Origin of the sequence: Ferroplasma acidiphilum, from assembly GCF_002078355.1 — an archaeon.
Lineage (GTDB): Archaea > Thermoplasmatota > Thermoplasmata > Thermoplasmatales > Thermoplasmataceae > Ferroplasma > Ferroplasma acidiphilum.
Window position 1 is genome coordinate 356,620 of the sequence record NZ_CP015363.1, and the last position, 23,836, is coordinate 380,455.

Annotated in this window: 26 protein-coding genes and 3 tRNA genes; 13 read left to right on the forward strand and 16 right to left on the reverse strand. The window is 37.1% G+C overall.

Features of this window, described 5'->3' with window-relative positions:
• Window position 1 precedes the first annotated feature (1 nt).
• Window positions 2-937 (reverse strand): pyridoxal phosphate-dependent aminotransferase, encoded by a 936-nt coding sequence (locus fad_RS01940; protein ID WP_081141565.1) that lies wholly within the window; start codon window positions 935-937, stop codon window positions 2-4.
• A gap of 96 nt (window positions 938-1,033) precedes the next feature.
• Entirely contained in the window at window positions 1,034-2,194 is a 1,161-nt protein-coding gene (locus tag fad_RS01945; protein WP_009887601.1) for an IS256 family transposase, read from the reverse strand.
• A 152-nt stretch (window positions 2,195-2,346) separates the two neighbouring features.
• On the opposite strand from fad_RS01945, the gene fad_RS01950 reads away from it, so the two are divergent.
• Window positions 2,347-2,823, forward strand: coding sequence for a hypothetical protein (locus fad_RS01950; protein ID WP_236940590.1), 477 nt, complete (start codon window positions 2,347-2,349; stop codon window positions 2,821-2,823).
• A 67-nt stretch (window positions 2,824-2,890) separates the two neighbouring features.
• Window positions 2,891-3,508: a helix-turn-helix domain-containing protein gene (locus fad_RS01955; protein WP_236940591.1), complete on the forward strand. Its 618-nt coding sequence runs from the start codon at window positions 2,891-2,893 to the stop codon at window positions 3,506-3,508.
• 47 nt (window positions 3,509-3,555) lie between these two features.
• On the opposite strand, the gene ftsY is transcribed toward fad_RS01955, so the two are convergent.
• From ftsY to fad_RS01970, 3 genes are read right to left on the reverse strand one after another with little or no spacing between them, the layout of a single operon-like run.
• Window positions 3,556-4,491 (reverse strand): signal recognition particle-docking protein FtsY, encoded by a 936-nt coding sequence (gene ftsY / locus fad_RS01960; protein WP_081141568.1) that lies wholly within the window; start codon window positions 4,489-4,491, stop codon window positions 3,556-3,558.
• A complete protein-coding gene (gene pfdA / locus fad_RS01965) occupies window positions 4,491-4,892 on the reverse strand; it encodes a prefoldin subunit alpha (protein ID WP_009887419.1) in 402 nt (133 codons plus the stop codon). The genes ftsY and pfdA overlap by 1 nt, the downstream gene beginning before the upstream one ends.
• Window positions 4,893-6,131: a phosphoglycerate kinase gene (locus tag fad_RS01970; protein ID WP_081141569.1), complete on the reverse strand. Its 1,239-nt coding sequence runs from the start codon at window positions 6,129-6,131 to the stop codon at window positions 4,893-4,895.
• Window positions 6,132-6,264: 133 nt separating this feature from the next.
• Here fad_RS01970 and fad_RS01975 point away from each other — a divergent pair, with 133 nt between their 5' ends.
• Window positions 6,265-6,870 carry an FMN-binding negative transcriptional regulator gene (locus fad_RS01975; protein ID WP_196795612.1) on the forward strand — a complete coding sequence of 202 codons (606 nt, stop codon included), beginning with the start codon at window positions 6,265-6,267 and terminating at the stop codon, window positions 6,868-6,870.
• A 31-nt stretch (window positions 6,871-6,901) separates the two neighbouring features.
• A tRNA-Pro gene (locus fad_RS01980) sits at window positions 6,902-6,974 on the forward strand.
• A gap of 71 nt (window positions 6,975-7,045) precedes the next feature.
• Here fad_RS01980 and fad_RS01985 read toward each other — a convergent pair.
• Both fad_RS01985 and fad_RS01990 read right to left on the reverse strand, forming a co-directional pair.
• Window positions 7,046-7,130, reverse strand: a tRNA-Leu gene (locus fad_RS01985).
• On the reverse strand, window positions 7,112-8,023 hold the full coding sequence (locus tag fad_RS01990; protein ID WP_081141572.1) for an endonuclease V: 912 nt from the start codon (window positions 8,021-8,023) through the stop codon (window positions 7,112-7,114). The genes fad_RS01985 and fad_RS01990 overlap by 19 nt, the downstream gene beginning before the upstream one ends.
• Window positions 8,024-8,128: 105 nt before the next feature.
• Between fad_RS01990 and fad_RS01995 the strand changes: the two genes are divergently transcribed.
• A complete protein-coding gene (locus tag fad_RS01995; RefSeq protein WP_081141574.1) occupies window positions 8,129-10,864 on the forward strand; it encodes an MMPL family transporter in 2,736 nt (911 codons plus the stop codon).
• A gap of 25 nt (window positions 10,865-10,889) precedes the next feature.
• Window positions 10,890-11,114: a hypothetical protein gene (locus fad_RS02000; protein ID WP_009887437.1), complete on the forward strand. Its 225-nt coding sequence runs from the start codon at window positions 10,890-10,892 to the stop codon at window positions 11,112-11,114.
• 15 nt (window positions 11,115-11,129) lie between these two features.
• On the opposite strand, the gene fad_RS02005 is transcribed toward fad_RS02000, so the two are convergent.
• Window positions 11,130-11,411 carry a ribonuclease P protein component 4 gene (locus fad_RS02005; protein WP_009887438.1) on the reverse strand — a complete coding sequence of 94 codons (282 nt, stop codon included), beginning with the start codon at window positions 11,409-11,411 and terminating at the stop codon, window positions 11,130-11,132.
• A gap of 39 nt (window positions 11,412-11,450) precedes the next feature.
• On the opposite strand from fad_RS02005, the gene fad_RS02010 reads away from it, so the two are divergent.
• On the forward strand, window positions 11,451-12,122 hold the full coding sequence (locus fad_RS02010) for a phosphoglycolate phosphatase (RefSeq protein ID WP_009887439.1): 672 nt from the start codon (window positions 11,451-11,453) through the stop codon (window positions 12,120-12,122).
• Window positions 12,123-12,197: 75 nt separating this feature from the next.
• Here fad_RS02010 and fad_RS02015 read toward each other — a convergent pair whose 3' ends face one another.
• Entirely contained in the window at window positions 12,198-13,436 is a 1,239-nt protein-coding gene (locus fad_RS02015; protein ID WP_081141575.1) for a dihydroorotase, read from the reverse strand.
• Between the two features lie 78 nt (window positions 13,437-13,514).
• Here fad_RS02015 and fad_RS02020 point away from each other — a divergent pair, with 78 nt between their 5' ends.
• Complete coding sequence (locus fad_RS02020; protein ID WP_009887441.1) at window positions 13,515-14,588, forward strand: aminopeptidase P family protein; 1,074 nt, start codon at window positions 13,515-13,517, stop codon at window positions 14,586-14,588.
• Window position 14,589: 1 nt separating this feature from the next.
• Window positions 14,590-15,603: a hypothetical protein gene (locus fad_RS02025; protein WP_081141577.1), complete on the forward strand. Its 1,014-nt coding sequence runs from the start codon at window positions 14,590-14,592 to the stop codon at window positions 15,601-15,603.
• A 1-nt stretch (window position 15,604) separates the two neighbouring features.
• On the opposite strand, the gene fad_RS02030 is transcribed toward fad_RS02025, so the two are convergent.
• Complete coding sequence (locus fad_RS02030) at window positions 15,605-15,853, reverse strand: signal recognition particle subunit SRP19/SEC65 family protein (RefSeq protein ID WP_009887443.1); 249 nt, start codon at window positions 15,851-15,853, stop codon at window positions 15,605-15,607.
• The gene (locus tag fad_RS02035) at window positions 15,850-16,230 is read right to left on the reverse strand and encodes a 30S ribosomal protein S8e (protein ID WP_009887444.1); all 381 of its coding nucleotides are present in this window, start codon (window positions 16,228-16,230) and stop codon (window positions 15,850-15,852) included. Before fad_RS02035 ends, fad_RS02030 begins: the two co-directional genes overlap by 4 nt.
• Window positions 16,231-16,381: 151 nt before the next feature.
• Between fad_RS02035 and fad_RS02040 the strand changes: the two genes are divergently transcribed.
• Both fad_RS02040 and fad_RS02045 read left to right on the forward strand, forming a co-directional pair.
• On the forward strand, window positions 16,382-18,094 hold the full coding sequence (locus fad_RS02040; protein WP_081141578.1) for an ABC transporter ATP-binding protein: 1,713 nt from the start codon (window positions 16,382-16,384) through the stop codon (window positions 18,092-18,094).
• Window positions 18,081-19,796, forward strand: coding sequence for an ABC transporter ATP-binding protein (locus fad_RS02045; RefSeq protein ID WP_373693789.1), 1,716 nt, complete (start codon window positions 18,081-18,083; stop codon window positions 19,794-19,796). The genes fad_RS02040 and fad_RS02045 overlap by 14 nt, the downstream gene beginning before the upstream one ends.
• On the opposite strand, the gene fad_RS02050 is transcribed toward fad_RS02045, so the two are convergent.
• Window positions 19,793-20,170 (reverse strand): MazG-like family protein, encoded by a 378-nt coding sequence (locus fad_RS02050; protein WP_081141580.1) that lies wholly within the window; start codon window positions 20,168-20,170, stop codon window positions 19,793-19,795. The two genes, fad_RS02045 and fad_RS02050, sit on opposite strands and share 4 nt — an antisense overlap.
• A 238-nt stretch (window positions 20,171-20,408) precedes the next feature.
• Window positions 20,409-20,493 (reverse strand) — tRNA-Leu (locus tag fad_RS02055).
• Between the two features lie 59 nt (window positions 20,494-20,552).
• Between fad_RS02055 and fad_RS02060 the strand changes: the two genes are divergently transcribed.
• Window positions 20,553-20,759, forward strand: a complete 207-nt coding sequence (locus fad_RS02060) for a KEOPS complex subunit Pcc1 (protein WP_009887473.1) — start codon at window positions 20,553-20,555, stop codon at window positions 20,757-20,759.
• A 3-nt stretch (window positions 20,760-20,762) separates the two neighbouring features.
• Here fad_RS02060 and fad_RS02065 read toward each other — a convergent pair whose 3' ends face one another.
• Window positions 20,763-21,698, reverse strand: coding sequence for a transcription initiation factor IIB (locus fad_RS02065; protein WP_009887474.1), 936 nt, complete (start codon window positions 21,696-21,698; stop codon window positions 20,763-20,765).
• Between the two features lie 9 nt (window positions 21,699-21,707).
• A complete protein-coding gene (locus tag fad_RS02070; protein WP_009887475.1) occupies window positions 21,708-21,920 on the reverse strand; it encodes an H/ACA ribonucleoprotein complex subunit GAR1 in 213 nt (70 codons plus the stop codon).
• 218 nt (window positions 21,921-22,138) lie between these two features.
• Between fad_RS02070 and fad_RS02075 the strand changes: the two genes are divergently transcribed.
• The gene (locus tag fad_RS02075; RefSeq protein ID WP_009887476.1) at window positions 22,139-23,056 is read left to right on the forward strand and encodes a transcription initiation factor IIB; all 918 of its coding nucleotides are present in this window, start codon (window positions 22,139-22,141) and stop codon (window positions 23,054-23,056) included.
• A 32-nt stretch (window positions 23,057-23,088) separates the two neighbouring features.
• Here fad_RS02075 and fad_RS02080 read toward each other — a convergent pair whose 3' ends face one another.
• Window positions 23,089-23,829 (reverse strand): tRNA (adenine-N1)-methyltransferase, encoded by a 741-nt coding sequence (locus fad_RS02080; protein ID WP_081141581.1) that lies wholly within the window; start codon window positions 23,827-23,829, stop codon window positions 23,089-23,091.
• Between the last annotated feature and the right edge of the window lie 7 nt (window positions 23,830-23,836).

Sequence of the window (23,836 nt, forward strand, 5' to 3'; positions counted from 1 at the left end):
ATTATTCCATACCTTCCAGTGCATTCAAAAGGGCTCTATATGCCTCAGGGAAATCTTTTCCGGTAATACAGACTCTTAAGTATGGTCCTGTAATTCCAAAATACTTTGCAGGAAGTGCTATAATCCCTTTCTTTGCAAGCTTTTCACTTACACTTTCCGATCCCTCTGCAGTATATCCTGAATAATCAACAAAGGATACGGGCATTGCAAGCGGGTCTTTGCCACTATAAAATTTCAGTTTTCCCTTTTCATGGATCAGGACTTTATGGTTGCTGTTTATAATTTCCTTCACATTTGCAAGCAGCTCATCGTGTTTTTTCAGAATCTCATATCCAGCAGAAACGTTTATCCAGGACACATCTTCAGTAATGAGCCCTTTGAAGCCTTCAAGTTTCGCAGCTTCATCCTTATCAGGTGCTATAATATATCCAAGCCTCAGGTCTCCACCACCATATACCTTTGTAAATGTGTTGACTATGTATCCATTGGTATACCTGTATTTATCAAGTTTTTCAACAAATTCCATAAATGTTTCATCTATTAAGCATGAAGAATACTTATCAGGAAATTTAATCAAAGTACCTGTGGGGTTATTTGGATTGCTTGCAACAAACAATTCATTTCCTTCTTTATAACCAAATATTTCAGGAGTTTTGTATATCATCTCATATTCAGGCTTATTTACAATGAATGTGTTATATTTTGCATGCAGGTGATAAAGCACCATTGAAAAAGCTTCTGTGGCACCATGTGTTAAAACAACATTCTTTGCATCCACGCCATGAAGATCGCCTATCTGCTCTTTAAGGTCTGTTTCATGCCCCGGTGTAGATTTATTAAAATATTCCTTTAAGTCAAAAACCCCTGACATGCCACTATGGCTAAGTTCGTATTTTCCGCTGTGTTTGTTGAGCCAGTCTATTGTTTCGCAATTCATAGTTGTATATTATCAGGTTATTATATAAATTTGATGTTTTATTTTCCATATTTTATGCGAATAAAATGGAACGATTGTGTCCATAATTTTGTGTATTTATAAAGGATACCGCTTATTGAACATTTCCTTTATTTCATCCTTGCATTTATAGTATCCGTTCATCTTCCTGAATGCATGCTTTGAATTGTATTCTATTGACTTATAATAGAATACCTTCATTGCTGAATCCTCATCAGGGAATGATGATATTGTTTTTACCCTTCTCCTTACCTCTCCATTTAACCGTTCTATAGCATTGGTAGATTTCAATGATCTCCATATACTGGAAGGATAATTATAGAACCTTAATAGCTTTCCCAGATTCTTTTCAGTATTGTATATTACCTTAGGATACTTACTCTCCCATTTATATTTAAAGTCATTGAATTTTATTATACCCTCTTCTTTACTGTCACATTTAAACATTTTATTTGCGTCTATAGATATTTCCTCAATATCTCTCTCCCTTACATTGGATTTTAATCCCCTGGTATAGTGTATTGTACATAGCTGGAATTCTGATCTGGGATATATTTCCATTACTTCCTCATCTAAGTTCTTTATTCCATCTGCTACAATCAATAATGGCTCCTTTAATCCCCTGCTATAAAGGTCTTCTAATACTTCCTTATAACTATTATGTGATTCTTTAACTGTTAAATAGAATCCCAGTACTTCGTATTCTCCAGTTTCTTTAATTCCTAAAGCAAATATAACTGGCTCTTTATCCACATTTCCCCTTCTTAAATAGAAGAATAATCCATCCAGGAATATTGCTATATACCGTTTATCTAAAGGCCTGTTAACAAACTTATAAACCTCTTCTATGGTTAAATCTGTTATTCTTGATATAGTAGATTTAGAATATTTATTTCCTAAAATATCCTCCATTATACCTGCTATTCTCCTTGTAGATATTCCATTGGAATACATTGATACTATAAGATCCTCTATTCCTATTGATCTGTTATAGGGCTCTATTACCTTTGTATGGAAATTGCTATCCCTGTCTCTGGGGATATTTAACTGTTTTATTTCACCATACTTTGTCTTTAAATCTCTTTTATATTTTCCATTCTTTATTCCTGGATTTTCCTCTAGATATGCATTTAATTCTGTTTCCATTAATTTCTCTATTTTCTCTTTTATTGCTTCCTTTAATATTCTATCTATATCTACATTCTCAAGAGCCGATATGTTTATATCTGTATTTTCCATATTTTATTACCTCCTTGTGTTCAAAAGAGGTATACTTTCCTGTTATTTAATGATTAAATTCATTAGTAACAGGAGAGTTTATATTTACACATAATTACATACACAACCATGGAACCACAATGATTTATGTATTTATTGGCAATTATATATGCATGGAATCCGGTAAATATCTTTATTATGGCCCGGTTGCAGGCTTTATTTCAGCAATATTCGAAGCTATCATGTTCTACCTATTTGATATAGCTGCATCGCTTCCTCCGGGATACCAGTTCACGGCAATAGGATCCCGGCTTCTGCATATATCCGGATTTTATGGAACTTTATATGGAATGTTGTTGCATTTCGTGGTAGGTACAGTTGTAGGCATAGTGGCAGCGTTAATTTCCTATTATGTTATTGCTTTGAGAATAAAAACAGTTAAATCAGGGCTTTTTATAGGAATTCTTGCAGGATTCCTGGTTCTGCTGGTATTCAGCCTTCCGGTAAACATATTATTGCTGCATCTTTATGTATACGAAAAATATTATCTTCCATCCACAGCTTTTTATTATTCAATGCACATATTTTACGGTGCTGTATGGGGAATATTTCTGGGGTATTTTATATCAAGGCAAAGGAAATTATCATAAATTTGTGAAGTCTACTTCTATTATAATCGAATAGATATATTTTTATTTAATATTGCCATGATGTCGCATGGATATAAGCGAAAAGATAGCAGGGGAAATAACAATATCCGATACACCCGGTGTAACAATTAAAAAATGGCGGGAAGAGTTTGGCATATCACAGATGGAATTGTCAAAGTTTATGGATGTTTCACCATCAGTAATAAGCGATTATGAATCGGGAAGAAGAAAATCTCCCGGTGCAAATTCTATAAAAAAAATTGTTGATGCGCTGGTAAAAATAGACGAGTCCAGGGGAGGGCATCTTGTTCGCAGGTATAACAGCGGAATACCTTCGGATGCCCTGCTCGACATAAAGGATTATGACCATGACATAGAATTGCGGTATATTTTAACAAAAATCCGCGGGACACCATGTTCAACTGCAAATTTGAAACGCAACATACGTGGTTATACCATGATAGATGGAATTAAGGCAGTACTGAAATTTTCCTACGCAGAATATACAAAGCTTTATGGATGGTCCAGCCAGAGGATAATATTCATTACAGATGTTTCAATTGGAAGGAGCCCGATGATAGCAATAAGGGCACATCCATTGAAGCCTGCAGCTGTGGTTTATGTAAAGCCCGACAATGTGGATGAACTTGCAATAAAACTTCTGAAATTGAAAATATACCACTGATAAAGACAGATATGGACCATAAATCCATATCAGCTGTTATGAACAGCTTAAGATGAAAATATCTTTTTCAGATACCATTCCACATCAAATGGGATAATATCATCCATTTCCTGCCCTATCCCTACAAAGAGAATAGGTTTCTTGATTCCAGCTGAAATACTTATTATTGATCCGCCTTTTGCATCCGTGTCAAGCTTTGTTACTATCACACCGTCATAGTTTATTTCACTTGAAAATGTCAGGGCCTGGTTTATTACATCCTGGCCTATCATGGCATCCAGTACGAGGATTGTCATGTCCGGTTTTGCAACACGCTTAATTTTTTTCATTTCATCCAGGAGATTTTTGTTTGTCTGCATCCTTCCTGCTGAATCTATTAAAACATAGTCCATTTTTCTTGCTTTAGCATGTTCTATGGCGTCAAATGCAACGGACGCAGGGTCGCTCCTGAAATCATGTTTAATGATTTCCACCCCAACATTGCCAGCAAGAATGTTTAGCTGGTCAATAGCTCCAGCCCTGAAAGTATCGGACGCAGATAATACTACACTTTTATTATTGCTCTTAAGATAGTACGCCAGTTTCCCTATGGTTGTTGTTTTTCCGGTTCCGTTTATGCCAAGAAACAGTATTACAAATGGTTTTTTCTCGACGGTGAGAAGGTTAACAGCATCCTTATTATTGTGCTGGATAACATCACGAACCACACTCTTTAATTCTTCTTCAACTGCAGGATAATCAATTTTTCTCTTTAATTTGCCGAGATTCGCCTTTAATTTTTCAATAATTTCCTCTGTGGCATCATAGCTTACATCTGCCTCAAGGAGAGTTTCCTCTATGGTGCTTTCAAGTTCATCCCGCCTTATTGTTTTTTCCTTCTGTGGAGCCACAGAATCCCGGGTTGCTGTTAACGAATCTTTTGGCCCATTTTCCCTATTTCCGGAAAATATATCCGAAAATTTCTTTTTTAATTTGTCAAACATTACCTGTTTCCTTCCTGGGCCCTCTGGACAGAATACATGAGGGCATCGTAATTATTCTGAGCTGACTGTTTCTGCTTTAACAGGTTGTTGTATGTATCCTGCAGGCTCTGTATATTTTCTTCCATCCTCTTTATAGTTTTTTCTTTTTCCTCCTCTATAAAAACACCGGAGCCTACCGGCACAATAATTTTTGATGTATCCAGTGCAGCCTTGGAAAATAGGCCAGATCCGATGGATATTTTTACATCCTTTGATTTCTCATAATCTGTATCCTTTAACAAAGCAAGTGTATCATTCGATTCTTCAAGTGTCTTCAATAATAAATTCATTCTTGAATCTATAGTTTCCAGTAAGTTTTTTAAATATTCAATCTGTTCTACCAGTTCATTTTCTCCTGCCATTTAATTACCTCCAAATTTTTTCCTGTTATAAACAAGTGAGTCTATTACAGGTATAGGCTCACCGGATAAATAATTTATCAGGGCGCCACCCCCGGTTGATATATATCCCATGGAATCTGAAAGCCCGAATTCATTAATTGCATTTATTGTGTGCCCTCCCCCGACTATTTTTGATGCAGGGCTCTGGGAAACTGCATTAAATATTTCCCTGGTTCCAAGTGAGTATTCATTTATTTCATACATTCCCATCGGGCCATTGAGAAATATATTTTTTGCTTTTTCTATAATGCTGCTAAAAGTTTTAATGGACTCAAATCCGATATCTGCCAGCAACTGGTCATCTTGAACCTTCTCACCTGTTTTTATTTCTGTCTGTAAGGGATTAAGCATGAAATCTTCAGGGAGGTATATGCGATCGGAGAATCGGGATAACAACGATTTGCATTCCTCCAGCAATTTCTTATAATTTTTATCCTGTTTTTCGATGAATTCCATGTTCCTTTTCCCTATGTCTATCCCGGAAGCCCACAGGAATATGTTTGCTGCCACACCACCAAAAATTATATTGTCCACTATCCCTTTCTCCAGGAATGGGCCTGTTACCTTTATAGCATCCCTTATTTTGGCTCCACCCATTATAGCCAGTTTCGGATGTGATTTAGAATTCATGAACCTGTCTATGCTCTTAATTTCAGTTTCCATAAGCCTGCCAGCTATATTGGGCTTTATATCCTTGAATCCGGTAAGTGTTGTCTGATCCCTGTGTATCGCAGGAAAAGCATCGATTATAAAGTAATCAAATAATTTTGATAAATTTCTGACAATAAATGTGTTTTTCTGGGCAGTCCCATCATCTTTTATAAGTATTTCTTCGCTATAGAATCTGGAGTTCTCCAGCATGATAATATCTCCATTTTTCATGTTCCTTATAGCTGTTTCCACTGCAGACCCTATCAATGAATCAACGAATAAAACATCTCTGCCTAACAGCCTGCCAAGATGCCCTGCATGTTGCCGCAAACTTACAAAATCACTGTCGCCCGGCCTTCCCTGGTGGGCAATAATAACAACCTTTGAGTTTTTAAGTTCGTTAATTGTCCTCAAATAATGAATGAATCTTGTATCATCCACTACTTCTCCGGTTATAGGATTAATTGGGGAATTTATATCTATTCTAAGATACACTCTCTTGCCATTGAAATCAAAATCGTCCATAGTGTAAAACGGGGACCTATCCATAGTTCATAATATGTAAGTTGTATATGATTATTTTTTAATCCACCATTGAAAGATGTGGTATGCCAGTTTTAAATCCAGGGAGACATATTATTCCATGTGGGAATATTTTAATAATACCGGTATATATTATTACATGTATGTTCCACGGGAATTCAAAATTGATGATATGGAAAAAATTGTAGATTTTGTGAAAAATTATAGCTTTGGCATAATTCTAAGCATATACAATGGAGAGATATATAACACTCAAATCCCGCTGATGCTTGATGCTTCAGGCAATAATATAGTATTGAAGGGGCATATGGCCCGTGCAAACATGCAATGGTATCATTCAAAAAACAATAAGGTGGCAGTTCTTTTTACTGGGCCACATCATTATATATCGCCAGAATGGTATAAGGAGAAAGATTCAGTTCCAACATGGGATTATATGACAGTACGTTTTGATGGCATACTGGAAACTATGGATGATATAGAAACTAAAAAATTCCTGGTTGATCTCTCTAAATCTTATGATCCAGAATGGACAAATAAAGGATACGATAAAAAGGAGTATTATGCGAAAATGGTTTTGCAAATCGCTGCATTTACCATTAAGGTTAATAAAATAACTGCTAAATTTAAACTTACCCAGAACCACCAGGAAGATATGGAAAATGTTGCAATTAATCTGGATAAGGTTGGAGACGAAGACGCACGCTTAATAGCCAGGTATATAAGAAGGGAAGCAGGAAAATAACTTTTTATACGGTTAATCTATTATGACATCAGGGTTTGTGGGGTAGCCTGGCATCCTTCCAGCTTCGGGAGTTGGAGACTCCGGTCCAAATCCGGACAGACCCATTTATAAACTTAATATATACACAATAGAAAGTTCTGGTGATTTTTAACAGGAGCATTAAATCAGAATAGAATGCGGAGAGTGGGATTTGAACCCACGAATCCCTGCGGAAATGGACCCTGAATCCATCGCCTTTGTCCTAGCTCGGCAATCTCCGCTTCCTCATAGCCACAGTTTCATTATGGACCATTTTCAGGATAGCTGGATATTTATTTTTTCCTAATAACTTTATCTTTTTTATGCTTGATTCGAGGCTTATCATATTGCCCGGACTTACTATTGTATGCTTATTTATTGCATACCCTAGTTTTTCATTATTGTAAACTACATATCCCGTATCATCAATTTTTCCCATCAGAAGCGATTTTGCTACCCCAATTGTAGCCCTGCCAAGCACAACGCCGGCAAATGTTGCCAATCCACACTTTCTGGGGTGTAGCAATCCATTTGCATCAATCAACAGCAATCCATCAACATTCACGGAAAGCTTTTCAATAAACGGGCTTTCTCTGTATCCCAGATAACCGGGTATGTATGGGAAATTAACCTTCATTTCCAGATTTTTTACCATGTATTCACCGGAATTATAGTATACAAGTGCACCGTAACCTGTACGCCCTTCATATGATACGTCTATAGCAGCATAATTTTCTTCATCCCGATCCCCGGCAAAATCGGCCATTGAAGCTATTTTTTCCTGCTCTTCCTGTAATTTTGCCAGCGGGTAATCTGTTTTAAAATCTGAAAAAAACCGTTCATTAAAATTTTCAACCATTCCATTGGAAATTATAATTCCATCCTTTCTCAAACGCCTGGCTTTTTCTTCTACCCCCAAAGCATATTTTCCCATTCTTCTGTCTGTGTGTACAACCTTGTAGCATGGTATCCTATCAGGGTCTTCATTTATTGACAGCATATATCCAACTGCCCTTGCCGCCCTGATATCTCCAAGAGCTTTTGCAAGTTCCCCATAGGTCGTTATATAACCTTCAGGTATCTGCTTAACAAGGCTATAGAAATAATCATAGAGGTTAATATGTGTATAATTCATCAAAAACTATACGCAATTACCATATATTATTATTCAGAATAATTTTATTCATTTTATGAATCATTTACTCATAAACTTTAAATTTTATCATTTAATACACCACCAATGTTCGAGTCATTCTTTTATAAGGTTGGCAGATATGTCAAGAAAAATAAGAAAAAAGTACTGGTATTCTGGATAATATTGTTCCTGCTTATGGCATATCCGGCAACCCTTATATTCAGTGATACTTCATATAACCTTACCAATTCCCTGGTTACAAAAAATTCCCAGTCAAGTAAGGCAAATGATATACTGAGTGCACAATTTAATGGTAGTTCGTCCGATCCATCCATAATTATTGTTTCAAATAATACTCCCATAGATAACCTTACAATAAGCAGAGATATGATGGCATTCCAGCATTCTATGGATTCATATTTAAAAAGCATAAATGTGGGGTATAATAGTACTACAAGTATTTTTACAGTTGAAAATAAGACGCTAATGGGTTATTCAAATAGTACGTATAAGCTGGAAAATGGTACCAGTGGACTGATTGAATACACATTACTTTTGAAGGAACAGGGTTATAACGAGTCATATGCTATAACGAATATTACGAGAACCTCACCAGAACATTCTACTTTTGATGACCTTCTGGGAGAACTTAATTTAACACACGGAAATGGAGTCCCAGATTTTGTAAGTTATGTTTATAATGACATTTCAGCGCCTAACAATTACACAGGAATAGAGAATTATGTTGTAAGCCTCGTAAATAGTTCCCAGATATATTTAATAAACAACGCGAAACCTTTAGCAAACCCGCTTATACAGATCAACACACCATATTATAGTAATTATTTGTACTCCCTATACAACAATTCAGGAAAGAAGTACAGTGCATTTGTTAGCAATATCATCAACAATACAACATACAACAAGTTTCCTGTATTGCCGTCCAGCTATGGCTCCTCATCTCTGATGAACCAGAAAAATTCAACACTGATAATGATATTTTCCTATAAGACCAATATTACAGCCGCACAGCAGTCACACATAAATTCAATTGAAAAGACATATAGTTCCAAAATATCATCGAGTTCATTTTACCTTGCAGGATCTACAGTAGCCAATAACCAGCTGGCCACTGAATCATTGCATGGCATGATTGTGGCTTTGATAATAGGAATAATTGTTTCAATAATAATTGTAGGATTATTCTTCAGGTCTCCTGTTACCGCCTTCCTTCCATTCCTTATATTCGTTTTCTCAGCTGTTATATCAGCTGGAATTAACGGGTTGCTATATAAATATATTTTCCACACAACTATATCCTTTATAACACCCACTTTGCTTTTAATACTAATCCTGGGTATAGCTTCAGATTATTCCGTGTATATTCTTTCCAGATTTCGATCAGAATTGAGGGCAAAAAACAAAGATGCAATACCTGAATCTGCAAAATGGGCCGGGCATGCAGTATTTACTTCGGGCACAACTGTTGCACTTTCGTACATTATATTATGGATATCAAATATACCGATATTCAGTGATGCAGGGCTTACCAATGCCATAGCTGCTGTGGTTACGATAATTATTGCAAACACATTGTTAATTGCAATACTTGCACAGTGGGGAAAGAAAACTTACTGGCCTGCAAAAATTAAAGAAAACCAGAAACTTCCATTTGAAAAATCAATGGAAAAAGTTGCACATGTTGCTTTAAATAACAGGAAAAAAATCATAGTAATATTTGTTATAGTGGCACTTGGAGCACTGTTCCTGTATTCCACAACACCAACAAATATGGATGTTTTTGAACTGATTCCTGCAAGCAGTGGTGTCCAGGCAACAAGCGTAATTAACAGTTCTCTGGGATATGACCTGTTTGACCCTGCATACGTAATGGTAAATTTCACATCACCAATTATGACTGTAAATAATACAACCGGGGCTATTACTTTTAATAGTACAGAGTATAATCAAACCCTTGCAATGGAGGATAAACTTGCGGCTTCGCCTTATGTCCACAGCATTTCAGGGCCCGGATATCCATATGAAAAGAAGGTCAATTACACGGATCTTGTATCTTCACTAGTTTATAGCAGTCAGTATCTAAATCAAACTGCCACATATATAGGGCATAACCACAAATCTGTTGAAATTGTAGTGTACCTTTCAAACGTGGCCTGGAGCAATCCTTCAACGAACTATGTAAATAAAATGCCCTCAATAGTCAACGGTTCAGGCAACTATACTGCTTATGTTGGCGGAACTACAGAATATCTGAACAATGCATATTCTTTCACATCCCATTCTTTCAATAATATGGTTCCATTGCTTGGAATTACAATATTTATCATTCTGCTGATACAGCTTGCATCTGCATTGACTCCAGTAAGGCTTATCCTTATGGTTATGGCTGCTGTTATGCTGGCACTGTCGCTTACATACATTATCTTCTATTACCTGCTTCACCTGCCTGTTATTATATTCCTTCCGTTATTTGTATTCATCACCCTGTTAGCCGTAGGGCTGGATTATGATATTTTCATGATCACCAAAGTTCAGGAAAACATCTCAAAGGGGATGAATACAGCAGAGGCTGTTAAGGATTCCATAGTGGAAAATGGCGGTGTCATAATTACACTGGGCTTACTGTTATTTGCAACATTCGGTGCATTATATTTCAGTGGATTGGGCATAATAGAAGAAATAGGAGTCGGGCTTGCCCTGGGTGTTCTGATAGATACCTTCGTAAGCTGGATGTTTTTTGTCCCTGCGATTATGACAGTAATGGATAAATATAACTGGTGGCCATCAAGGATCGGAAAGGACCTGCCTAAGGAAAAATAATTATACGTTGCGGCACTAAGGTGATATGAAGACATTCCTTAAGGTGATATTCAACAGTGAGGGTACAAAGCCCAGTGAAATAGTAGGTAGATTAAGGTCTCTTGGTTTCTCGCTTATAAAAGGTGAACAGGATATGGTTTACGAGTGGCCTGATTCAGCAACAGCCGACGATGCAATATGGTTTGCGGACAAAATACAGGCAACACTGCAGGGCTTTAACGTTTACTTTGAAATCGAAACTCTGGATTAAAAATTCTGCATCTTTCTATTTCTTAAACGGAATCCTCCTTATTTCACCACAGTAGGGGCAGCGGACCTGTACCATTTTATTTTTCAATTTGATTCCAGGGTTCTTATATGGCGTTTTGCAATGCTTGCAGTAAGAATGTTTTATGGAAGTATTTACCGAAATATTCATTCTCATCCCTATTTTCTCCATTAATCTTATATATCTTCTTGCCAGTGCAATGTTTTCTGTATTCTCTGCTTCATTGAAAAGTGTCTGCATCCGTTCCTTTGATATGTTTATAAGTACCCGGTCTTTCATTTCTATAAATATTTATTAATCTTATAAATATTGCCGTTTATGATTAAAATTATGGCGCTTGATGTGGATGGGACTATAACGGACCAGAACCGCATTATATGCCCGGAAGCGATAACCAGCATAAAGAAGGGCATAGAAAGCGGATTGCAAATATCACTGATCAGTGGCAATGTTATACCGGTAATGTACGGATTGAAAACATTTCTTGGCATCAACGCCCCGGTATTCGGTGAAAATGGCGGCATAATGTATTATAATGGTTCAATAGAGAAATTTTTTGACAAAACAAAGCCATTAGAATTCCTTGAATACATATCCAGCAGGTCATTAGCCACTCCATATTTCACAAACCAGTGGCGGGAAACATCTGCTGCATTTTCAATGGACCCGGGAAATGAAGCCATTGTATCTAAAGAAGCAGAAAAATGGAATCTGGAAATTGTAAATAGCAAGTTTACCTGGCATATAATGAATCCCGGTCAGAACAAAGGGTATGCAGTGGAAATTTTAAAGAAAATGTTTAACGCTAACTGGGATGAAATTCTGGTTGTCGGTGATTCTGATAATGATAATGCCATGTTCACCCTTCCTGTTAAAAAGGCATGCCCGGATAATGCAACAGATTCTTTAAAATCTATTAGCGATTATGTATCCCCCGAATCATATGGGTATGAAATAGGCGATGTAATGGCAAAATTCAATATTATCTGATATGGAATAAAAGGCGTTTAACCCATTATCTATGCTGCATTCAACCAGACAGGAAATATTTATATAAATCCAGCCTTAGGATTTGTCCACGGCAGGTTTTATATATTTTCCCATCCTATCCGCTACCAGTTCACCATTATCTATAACTGTTTCACCACGCATAACTACAGTTGACGGGAAAATGCCATTAAATCCATTAAATGGCGACCCCGGATTTTTTGAGTGGAGCCTGTAATCATTTATCCTTTCCATGCTAGAAAAATCAATTGACATGAAATCAGCATAATTGCCCTTTTTTATTTCTCCCTTTTTGAGATTAAACAGCAGGGCCGGATTCAATATGCATGTTTTATAAAATATATCGAATGGCAGTATCTTTTTCTGTACAAGGGCTAGCATAAGCGGAATCCTGGTTTCAACACCGATTATCCCGGCTTTAGAATATTCAAAATCAACCTTGTCATTCTGTATGTGCGGTGCATGGTCTGAGGAAACAATGTTAAATTTTCCAGAGATTAAGCCATTCAGGAGTTCTTTCTGTGTTTCCCTTGATCTCAGCGGCGGATTTACCTTCCCATATGCCCCTAGAGGCATATCATAATTGAGAAGAAGGTGGTGTGGTGTTACTTCCTTAACATAAGCTGTGGTGAAATCATGGGTCAGATGTGTAATAACGCCCTTAGAAAATTTCATGTTCCCTGCTTTGTCTATTGCAAGGTCTTCACATTCTGGGGGCCTTGTGGCTGAATATTCTTTCAGGTTCTTTGCTATCCCGGAATGTTTTTCCAGGCATTTTCCATCTTCAGCATGAAACAGCACTGGAATATTCATATTATTTATCTTCTGTATTCCTTTCTCCGTAAAATCAACAGTACCGTGGGCATTTGTTGTTTCGCCCATGTAGATTTTTATCCCTGAAGATTCACTGCTTATAATATCTGCATTGGTGCCCGTAAACATGGAATACAATCCAAAGTCGCAGAAGGCCTTTCTTCTTACTATGGCAAGCTTGTCACTGTAAGCTGCATAATTATCTATTTTCCTTCTGTTGTTTGGCATATCAAAAATAGTGGTTGTCCCACCAAATAAAGCTGAAATGCTTCCGGTCGAAAAGTCTTCCTTTTCTGTTTCCCCGGGGTCTCTGAAATGTACATGCGTATCTGTTCCGGCAGGAATAATAGCATTCTTCAGAATCTTTCTTTCATGGTTTATATGTTTTTTAATATCTGTTATTATTCCACTCTCAACACCAATGTCCAGTTCCTGAAAGGAACCCTGGAAAAAAAATTTGCCGGAAAATACATTATCATACATAGGAAGGTATAATTGGCAAATTAAAATAGATTGCCATTTTAATCGAAATTGTTATATTAATAAATAAAATGGGCAACAATGAAAGAAAGAAAGATATTTGATTATGTGAGGAACGTTGATTCTGTACTCATAATGAATGGCGGAGAAAATCAGGTCGATAAAACATTTTTTTACCTTACGGGAGCCAAATCAGGGATATTCGAAGGTTCATTACTTCACGTAAAGCCAGAAAAAGTTACGATAATAACATCAGCCCTTGAGGAAGAAGCCGCAAAGGAGACCGGATTTGAAGTGCTTATCTATAATACAACAGCAGAAAAAAATGAAATAATCAAAAATGCATTTAAAAATGATGTCAATGTGGGGCTTAATTATTCTGCACTTACCTTAGACCTCTATAAGCAATTAATGAAAATTATACCCGACAAGGAATTTATAGATGTTTCACAATCTATTGCTGAGTCAAGAAAAATTAAGGACGAATCAGAATTAAAGGATCTCAGGGAGGCAGCAAAAATAGCCAGTGATTCATTTGAAGACTTTACAAAGACACTGAAGGAAGGCATGACAGAGTCTGAGCTTGCAGCGAATATAGTTTATGCAATGATGAAAAACGGTGCCTCAGGGGAATCATTTAGCACTATTGTGGCTTTCGGGAAAAATTCCGCTATACCGCACTATATGCCAGGCAATGCAAAATTAAAGAAAAATGATTTTGTTTTAACCGATTACGGGGCATTGTACCACAGGTATTGCTCGGATACAACAAGGACAGTGGTTTTTGGAAGGGCTGATGAAAAGCAGAAGGATATTTACGAAACGGTAAAAAGAGCCCAGCAGGAGAGCAAAAATGCATTGAAGGCAGGAGTAAATGGAAAGGATATAGACATGATTGCAAGAAAAATAATAGACGAAAAATATCCTGGCAGATTTATACATGGCCTCGGGCACGGTGTAGGCATGGATGTCCACGACCACCCTGCACTATCCCCATCATCCGATTTCATACTGAAAGCAAATATGGTTATTACAGACGAGCCTGGAATTTATATACCGGGATTCGGCGGCGTAAGGATTGAAGATGACCTGATAATAAAGGATGGCGGCCATGAGGAAATAACAACTGCACCCAGGGAACTGCTGGAATTATAAAATGATAACATCAAATTTTTTTGTTGATTTTAAACTCATCGAAAATGTTGATGCAATAGATGGCATAGTAAACTCCCTCGTTCCTGAGAACCGCAGTTCGGTAAGGGAAGCATTTGAGTACCTGAATGGGGTCGTACGGAAATACGCGGATAATGAGGGCTATAATATTACAATGGGGAAGAATGCATTTGCCATTGCAATGTGGATGCTCCGTTACATAAATGAACCTGGAATGACATCAAGATTCGCCATTACCCAGAGGGATGTATTTGAAAGGGAACTCAACAGGATTTCAAAGGAAGACAATGAAAATATTATATTTTACTGTGACAGTGCAGGGATAGAAGCAACGGTGGATGGAAATACATTTCATATCCCATTCGATTTCTTTATTAAAAACAACAAAAAAATTTCAGGATTTAAATACAGGTTAGTATATCAGAAGCTAAGCAGGGGGACTATCTATTTAAGCAAAAATCAGTTTATACACCTTCTAAGGGAAGATTTTGTACAGAAACTGATGGATGTTTATAGCAGGATGGGCCCGGGTGATTCCCAGAATATCTTCCGGAAGTTCATAGGGGACCTTGAGAAAATAAAGAAGGATTTCCTGGAAATAAAGTCTAAAAACACAATATCACTGGGAGAAGTTGATTTTACAATGTTCCCTCCATGCATAAAAACATATATTACGCAGATGCGGGACGGAGAAAACCTCGCCCATCTTGCCAGGTTTACACTTGCCAGCTTCCTCCACAGCGCGGGGATGAGCAATGAAAATATGTTAAATTTATTTAAATTTGCCCCTGATTATAAGGAGGATCTCGCAACATACCAGGTTAACCATATTACAGGTGTAATATCAGGTACAGAGTATTCGCCGCCCAAGTGTTCCACCCTGAGGTCTAACCATCTCTGCTACATGGGCGATGATCCATTGTGTGCAAGAATAAAGCATCCCATGCAGTATTATGAAGCCAAAAAGAAAAGTTCAGGAAACTATAGAAAAAAATAATCTACAATTTCTCATTGATAATTTTTATTATTGTTGATTTTTTAATATCAGCGTCAATTACAAACATTTTTGAATCCTCATATGGAATTCTTGAATAATGGGCATCTCTCACTTCATATTTGAGATTCATAGTTCTTAATATCTGCTCCAGCTTATCATCGGAATAATTTTTTGCCCTTTCCCTGCTGATCCTCCGCCCGTATTTTCTTGATATGGCGGGGTTAAAATACTGTGAATAAAGTGTTATCATTTTACTAATACTGCATTGATAATTCCACTCTGCCCGGGCCTTGATGTAATTCTGGCATTTCCTTCTTCTGTAGATATTATCGTGCCTTTATTCATTATATTTCTCTGTACATAATGGGGATCAGCATTGTTTTCTTTTACAGTTAATATTTTCAGCTTCTTTGTGGTTTTGTCTTCCGGGTTGTATATGTTTGCAAACTGCTCTTTCAGCAATAGCAATTTCCTGTTGCCGCCCATTGTCCTGAGGCTCCTGCGTTCTGTCTCACCGATTCTGGTGAATGAGGGTTCCCTGCCGAGTTCATACCTTCTCTTTGAATGCTCCCTCCTTAACTTTCCTCCTGTAAACTTCTTTGTACTTTTACCCTGATAAATTGTCATATCATCCCTTATTTATTGTAATTATATAAGTTTATTTATGTATTATACGGCTCAACCAATCATTAACCGTTTATCATCTACAGAAGCAGGAATATTATAATTCCATGGATATACAAAAAATAAAAATAAACAGACGTAATTATATTTTACTGTGAACAGATATTCAATTATATTTAAAAACATCAAAAGTGTATGGTATCTTATCATTGTTGTAATAGGAGCATCACTTGCATATGCCTATCTCCGGCTGCTTGTTCCACTATATATTGGAGATGCTGTCAACAACCTGGTTGGAAAAAACTATATTATTATCCTCCATTTTGCCCTTCTTATTTTTGGTGTAACGGTGGCATCATCTATATTTGATTTTGCCATTGATTACTATGCAAATAAGGCAAGCCAGAAATTTGTTTACAATCTCAGAAAAAATGAATTTTCACATTTGCTGGCAAAAAATTATGAATATTTTAATAGCAATTCTACAGGCAATATACTTTCAAAATTTACCATGGATATAGAGACACTTAGAAGGCTTGTAAATATGTCACTTTCTAACCTTTTCAGTGTAACATTCCTTATTATAATAGCAGGCATTGACCTTACCAGGTTATATTACGGATTTACAGTAATATTTTTCGTGGTTATAGCACCAATAATTTATTTTACCCTTGTTATGCAGAGGAAGCAAAGAAAGTACTGGCGTGCCCTGAGGGACAAATACGGGACAATGAACAACCTGATCAACCAGAATATTATCGGAAACAGGGTTGTCAGAAGCTTCACTGCGGAAGAGGAGGAAATTAAAAGATTTAACAACTCTACAGACTCATATTTCGATGATTATAAGGGAATAGCAGGCGTAAGGTCTCTGTATAACCCACTTCTTGCACTCTTTTTAAGCCTTGCAATAGGATTTGTTTTAATATATGGCGGAATAGAAAGCATTGATTCCATCATCTCAGTTGGGAGTGTCATTGCAGCGGTAAATATATTTACACTGGTTCTCCGCCCTGTGAGGTTTTATGGGCGTTATATTTCATTCTATGAAAATGGCATGGCAAGCCTCGATAGAATTAACGCAATAAACAATGATAACTCTGACTATAAAGGTACACTGTTGCCGGAGGTGTATGGAAGAATAAGCCTGGAAAATCTCGGCTATAAGAGCAATAATTCAACTATTTTAACCGGTATTAATATGGATATAGCTCCAGGCGAAAGGGTAGCCATTGTTGGAGAGACCGGTGCTGGAAAAACCACACTGGTAAATATCATTTCGGGGTTATACAAGAACTATACAGGCCACGCATACCTGGACGGAACAGAGTTAAAGGAAATAGATGATAAGCTGATAAGGGAAAAAATTGGCATAGTATCACAGGATGCAATACTGTTTTCAGGGACTATCAGGTATAATATAACAATGGGAAAGGATTATACTGATGACCAGGTAAGGAATGCAGCAAAACTTTCCATGCTTGATGATTTCATTGACAGCCTTCCGTCAGGTTATGATACGCCGGTTGGTGAGAGGGGAATAACACTCTCCGGAGGGCAAAAACAGAGGATGGCTATTGCCAGGATAATAATCAGGAATCCACAGATTATTATATTTGACGATTCCACATCAAATCTGGATGCGGACACAGAGACAAGGTTTTTGAATACAATTCAAGGATTCATCGCAGGAAAAACCACCATAATAATAAGCCATAAAATCTCATCTGTAATGCTGGCTGAAAGGGCATATGTTATTGAAAAGGGAAGGGTTACTGAATATGGCTATATTAAGGACTTGATAAAGAGCAATGGCTCTTTCTCCGATATATTTGCCGGTAAGTTCAGGGGTGATGCGATTGAATAATTATTTTATCAGGCTTTTAAAAGAGATACTTGCATATAAAAGGAATTCCACAATAATTATTTCCGCCATACTGGCGTCATCTGTAATAGCAATGATCGGGCCTTACATAATAGGTATAGCTACAGATTCTATTATAGCCCTGAAATTTAAAATACTTATAATTCTGGCGGTACTATATCTTGGCATTTATATAATAAATTATATAGCAGAAAACAGGCGGACTAAATACATGATGAATACATCCCAGGCCGTAATAAAGGGGCTCAGAGACAGGGCATTCAGGAATCTTCAGTACGTACCATTAAAATACTATGCAGGCAAGAATGCCGGGCAGATTATAAGCAGGATAACCAATGATGCTGAAACACTTTCAGATTTTCTTACATTCCAGCTTCCACAGGTAGTTGCAGGCATAGCTGGAATTATAGCTTCCATATTTATTATGATCTACCTTGACCCACTACTTACAGTATACGCTGTTATTATTATCCCGATGCTGCTTGCAACTGTATTTCTTATGAATAAAAGAATTAAATTCAATTACATGAATGTGAGGAGAAGGATAGCAGAGCTTACAGGCAATGTAGGAGAATCTATTAACGGGGTAAAAGCAATAAAAAGCTCCGGAACAGAAGATGTTTTCAATGATAATTTTGAAACTGTCAACTCAAATAATTATGAAGCCAATATACGCGCAGTGCGGCTTACCTCACTGTTTTCAAGCATAGTCCAGATTATAGAAGGGCTTGGTATAATGATAGTACTCTATGAAGGTGGTGCAGAGGTTTTTGGCAGGGTTATAAGTATTGGAATCCTTGTATCCTTTATTGTCTATGTCCAGAGCTTTTTCAACCCTATTGTCCAGCTGTCCCAGTTCTATAATTCATACCAGTCTTCCTCCATAGCAATAGAGAGAATTTACCGCATAATAGATGAAGAAAATGATTATACAACCAACGGTTCTAACATACCTGCATTCACGGACAAGCTCAAATTCAACAATGTCACATTTTCCTATGGGAAAGAGAGGATAATAGACAATCTTTCCATGGTTATTGAAAAAGGCAAGAGGATAGCAATAATAGGAAAAACAGGCGCAGGAAAAACCACCATATCAAATCTTATATTGAATTTTTACAAACCTGACACCGGAACAATAACCATGGATGGGGTGGATATAAATAACTTTAATACCATGGAATACAGAAAGCTTTTTGGGGTAATTTTGCAGGATCCGTTCCTATTCGATGGAACTATACTTGAAAATATAAGATTTGCAGATTATTCCATTCCGGAAGAGGAAATAAAAGAAAAAATCTCCAGCCTCGGGCTTGACAGCATTATCGGGCCTCTGGGGTTATATGCTAATGTAGGTGAACGTGGGTCCAATCTTTCCGAAGGGCAAAGGCAGGCAGTTTCAATATTAAGGGCAGCTGTTAATAACCCGCAGATCATAATAATGGATGAGGCCACATCACAGCTGGATATGAAAAATGAATCTATAATTCAGAGTGCAATATTCAAATTTATGGAGGGAAAAACTATAATTATCATAGCACACCATCTCCAGACTATAATACATTCTGATTATATATATTACATAGACAGGGGCAAAACGCTGGAAGAGGGCGAACCTGACATGTTAATGGGTGAAGGGACGAGATTCTATGATCTTTACATAAAAAATAAATTACTGATTTAATCCTCCTTTTTATGATCCGGGGAGGGTATTTTTACCAGCTTTCCTTTTACCTTATCCGGATCATACCGTTTATCCAGTTCTTTCATTTTCTGCCTGTAGGCACCCTCAAGGTTAAAATGCAGGTGATCTGCAATGGCAAAGCATGAAAACAATATATCCGAGACTTCATTTTTTATCATTTCCAGTGATTTATTGTCCTTGCCATTCAATATGTTATTTTCAAATTCCTTATCCCTCCATAATAAAATTTCCAAAAGTTCATTGGATTCTACAGAGCAATTCATTGCAAGGTCTTTTATTGTGTGGAACTTCCTCCAGTCTCTTTTATCTATAAATTCAGAAGCTATGCCTTCCAATTCTTTAATATCTGACATGTTATGGTATTTAATAAATTAATAAATAGTTGACTGGAATGTTGGAATATTCCTTATCATTTTTTAAACTCTGAAATGATAATTTTGAACTTATTGTAAACTCTGGTTGTGCAGTAACTTTTTATAAAGCTGTAAAATGAAAGTTTTATCCTAATTTTATAAAAATCCGGTCTGTAGTGTATAAAGAAACTGATAAATTATGGATTTTTAAAAAAGCAGTATTAAGAGAAAACAATAGTGCGGAGGGTCGGATTTGAACCGGCGAACCCCTTTGGGAATAGATTTTGAGTCTATCACCTTTAGCCTGACTCGGTAACCTCCGCTTGCACTGATATTGCATCATATATTATAAATTTTATAATGAATGTTATTATTACTGTTTATGGAGCTATGCATTTCAATAGATGAAGATAACTGTAATGCACTGTATAATTCATTAATTCAGGACAATAATCAGGATATAGAAATGGAATGCACTAACAATAAACTTATAATAAAAATAATAAATGTAAAATTAAGTTCCATCTACAATCTTGTAGATGATATTATAAGGGACTATGAGACATATAAAAAAGTCGGTGAATTATAAAATTCACTCCTCAATTGTTAAATTGAGTTTTTCTGTCAGTTCCTTATATCTGTTTCTAATAGTTACCTCAGTAACACCGGCTACTTCAGCAATTGCCCTCTGGGTTCTTCTTTCCCCTGTGATGAGAGATGCTATATATATTGCAGCTGCTGCAACTCCTGTAGGCCCTTTTCCAGATGTCAGGTCATTGTCTATTGCCATTTTTAATATTTCCTCAGCCCTCTTCCTGGCTTCCATTGATAATCTAAGCTTGGAACAGAATCTGTTCACGTAGTCATCGGGTTTTGATGGGAGTATATTCAGTTTCAGGTATCTGGCCATAATTCTGTATGTCCTGCCTATTTCTTTCTTCTTTACCCTTGTAACAGATGCAATTTCATCCAGTGTCCTTGGAACATTTGTAATTCTGCATGCTGCATAAATTGATCCGGCTACGACTCCCTCTATGGACCTGCCCCTGATCATATTCTGCTTAACTGCTTTTCTGTAGATAACTGCAGATGTTTCACGGACATCATTGGGTATGCTCAGGTTTGAAGCCATTCTTTCCAGTTCTTGCAATGCCTGTGAAAGATTCCGCTCTGCTGCATTTGATACCTTTATTCTCTTCTGCCACTTCCTGAGCCTGTACAGCTGTGCCCTGTTTCTTGTTGGTATTGATTTCCCATATGAATCTTTGTTTTTCCATGAAATATCTGTGGATAATCCCTTGTCATGGATCGTGTATGTCATTGGAGAACCTGTCCTGGCCCTGCTTTCACTCTGTTCTGAGTCGAAAGCCCTCCATTCCGGCCCTTCATCAATATAACTGTCATCTATGACAAGGCCACAGTTGGAGCAAACTAATTCACCACGTTCATAATCTCTTACTAACTGTGAAGAACCGCACTCAGGACACTTGTCTATCTCATAAATATTTTTTTTCTTTTCTGTTGCCATTTTATCACCTTAACATTTAATATATACCTTCTGGATATTATCATCCTTGCTGGCTATATATGCGAGTGCATATGGACCTGATACAGGGCCTAATATTTTTGTTACTTTTCCTATAACGGCATCATATTCATTAACCAGTTTGTTATGGAGTCCGATACAGTCATTCACCCTCAATAATACCTCATTATTGAATTTATGTACTATTGTGCACTCAGTTTTCATATACACCTCTATATGCAAATTGAGTATATAAGCATTACGTAATATTATTAAAACTACCTGTTATGATATTAAAATATTCGTGTATAAACATGTATATTACGGCATTTACTTAATTGTTATACAGTTTATCAGTAAATTTTTATAGCCAATTTTAGCTCCAAAATATAATAAAACTTTAATACTTAATGTAATATCTATTTTAATATTTGGGTGTGTCTATGAAAACAGATGAAGTTAAGAATTGTCCTGAATGCGGGTCAATTCATTTGGTTAAGGATTATGACAGGGGTGAATTGACATGCTATGATTGTGGGATTGTTATAGAAGATTCCCTGATAGATCAGGGGCCTGAATGGCGTGCATTTGATTCTGAACAGGATGGGAAGAGGTCAAGAACCGGGTCACCTATGAGTTTTTTAAGCCACGACAAGGGGCTTGCTACAGAAATATCATGGTCAAATAAGGACTATTATGGAAAGCGGATTCCGCATAAAAACAGGTCGCAGATATACCGTGTAAGGAAATGGCATCAGAGGATAAGGGTTAGCAATGCTGCCGAAAGAAACCTGGCACTGGCGCTCCAGGTTTTAAATGAGGACGGGGCAAAACTTGGAATTCCGAAAGATATCAAAGAAAGTGCTGCACTGATTTATAGAAAGGCTGTTGAAAAAAACCTTATCAGGGGAAGGAGCATAGAAAGCATTGTATGTGCTTCTATTTACGCATCCTGCAGGATGATCAATATACCCAGAACACTTGATGAAATTTCAAAGGTTTCCGAGGTCAATAAGAAAAAAATTGGAAAAGCTTACCGCCATCTTGCCAAGGAACTGGCACTTAATCTACAGCCAACAACTCCATATTCATATGTATCACAGTTTTGCAATAAACTGGACCTGGACAAGCAGGTTATAATGGACAGCGAGCATATAATCAGGCTTGCCGGAGAATCAGGTCTATCTACTGGAAAGGGGCCAACTGGCATAGCTGCTGCAGCCATATACATCGCAGCCATGAAAAACGGTAAACAGCGTACGCAGAAGGATGTTGCCCGTGTGTCCGGAGTTACCGAGGTAACCATCAGAAACCGTTATAAGGAAATTAGCAAAAAGCTAGGAATAGATGATGTAGATTAAAATCCCGGTACATCAACTTAAACTTTATTGTTTTATATTGAAGAAGTCCGGACTCCTATGGATATAAAAGCTGTATGGTCTATTATATTGTTATCGGGCCTGGTCGCATTTTCCCGAACAATAATGTTGCGTTTTATCAGTTCCACTGTTTCCAGCACATAAAAATTTAGCTTCTTCATGGCTATAACATTCTTTTCTGCCTGATTAAAATTGGGAGAGTAAGTAACAAGGTATCCTCCCGGCACGATATATTTCTTCATATTTTCAACTACATCCCATGGATCAGGTATATCAAGTATAGCAGCATCATATTTGCCAGGCAAATTATCTGACCGGATATCTCCATGAATGGTCTCCCAGTTACCCGGTTCCATAAATCTCTCCACGTTGCCCCTCGCAATATCTATAGTGCTTTTGTTTATATCCATTGTAACCAGTTTGCCTCCATTTCCTATCGCTTTCAGGATTGAGTAGCTTAAAGACCCTGTGCCAGCGCCAGCTTCAAGGATGCATGTACCGGGGAGTATTCCTGCAGCATGTATTATGTAAGATGTATCCAGTGGCAATACTGCCTGGGTATTCCTTCCAGAAATTTCATTAAAAAATTGAGGGTCTGGCTTCAATGCTATAAATTCCCTGTTTTTTAACCTTACAATGTCTCCAGGTTCTATAAATGAATTCTTTGGAAGGTTTATCCGTTCCTTTCCGAAATAGGCTATAAGGTTCTTTTCATCCAGAATTCCGGAAATTTCCTCTGATTTTAATATTAACATTTATTAT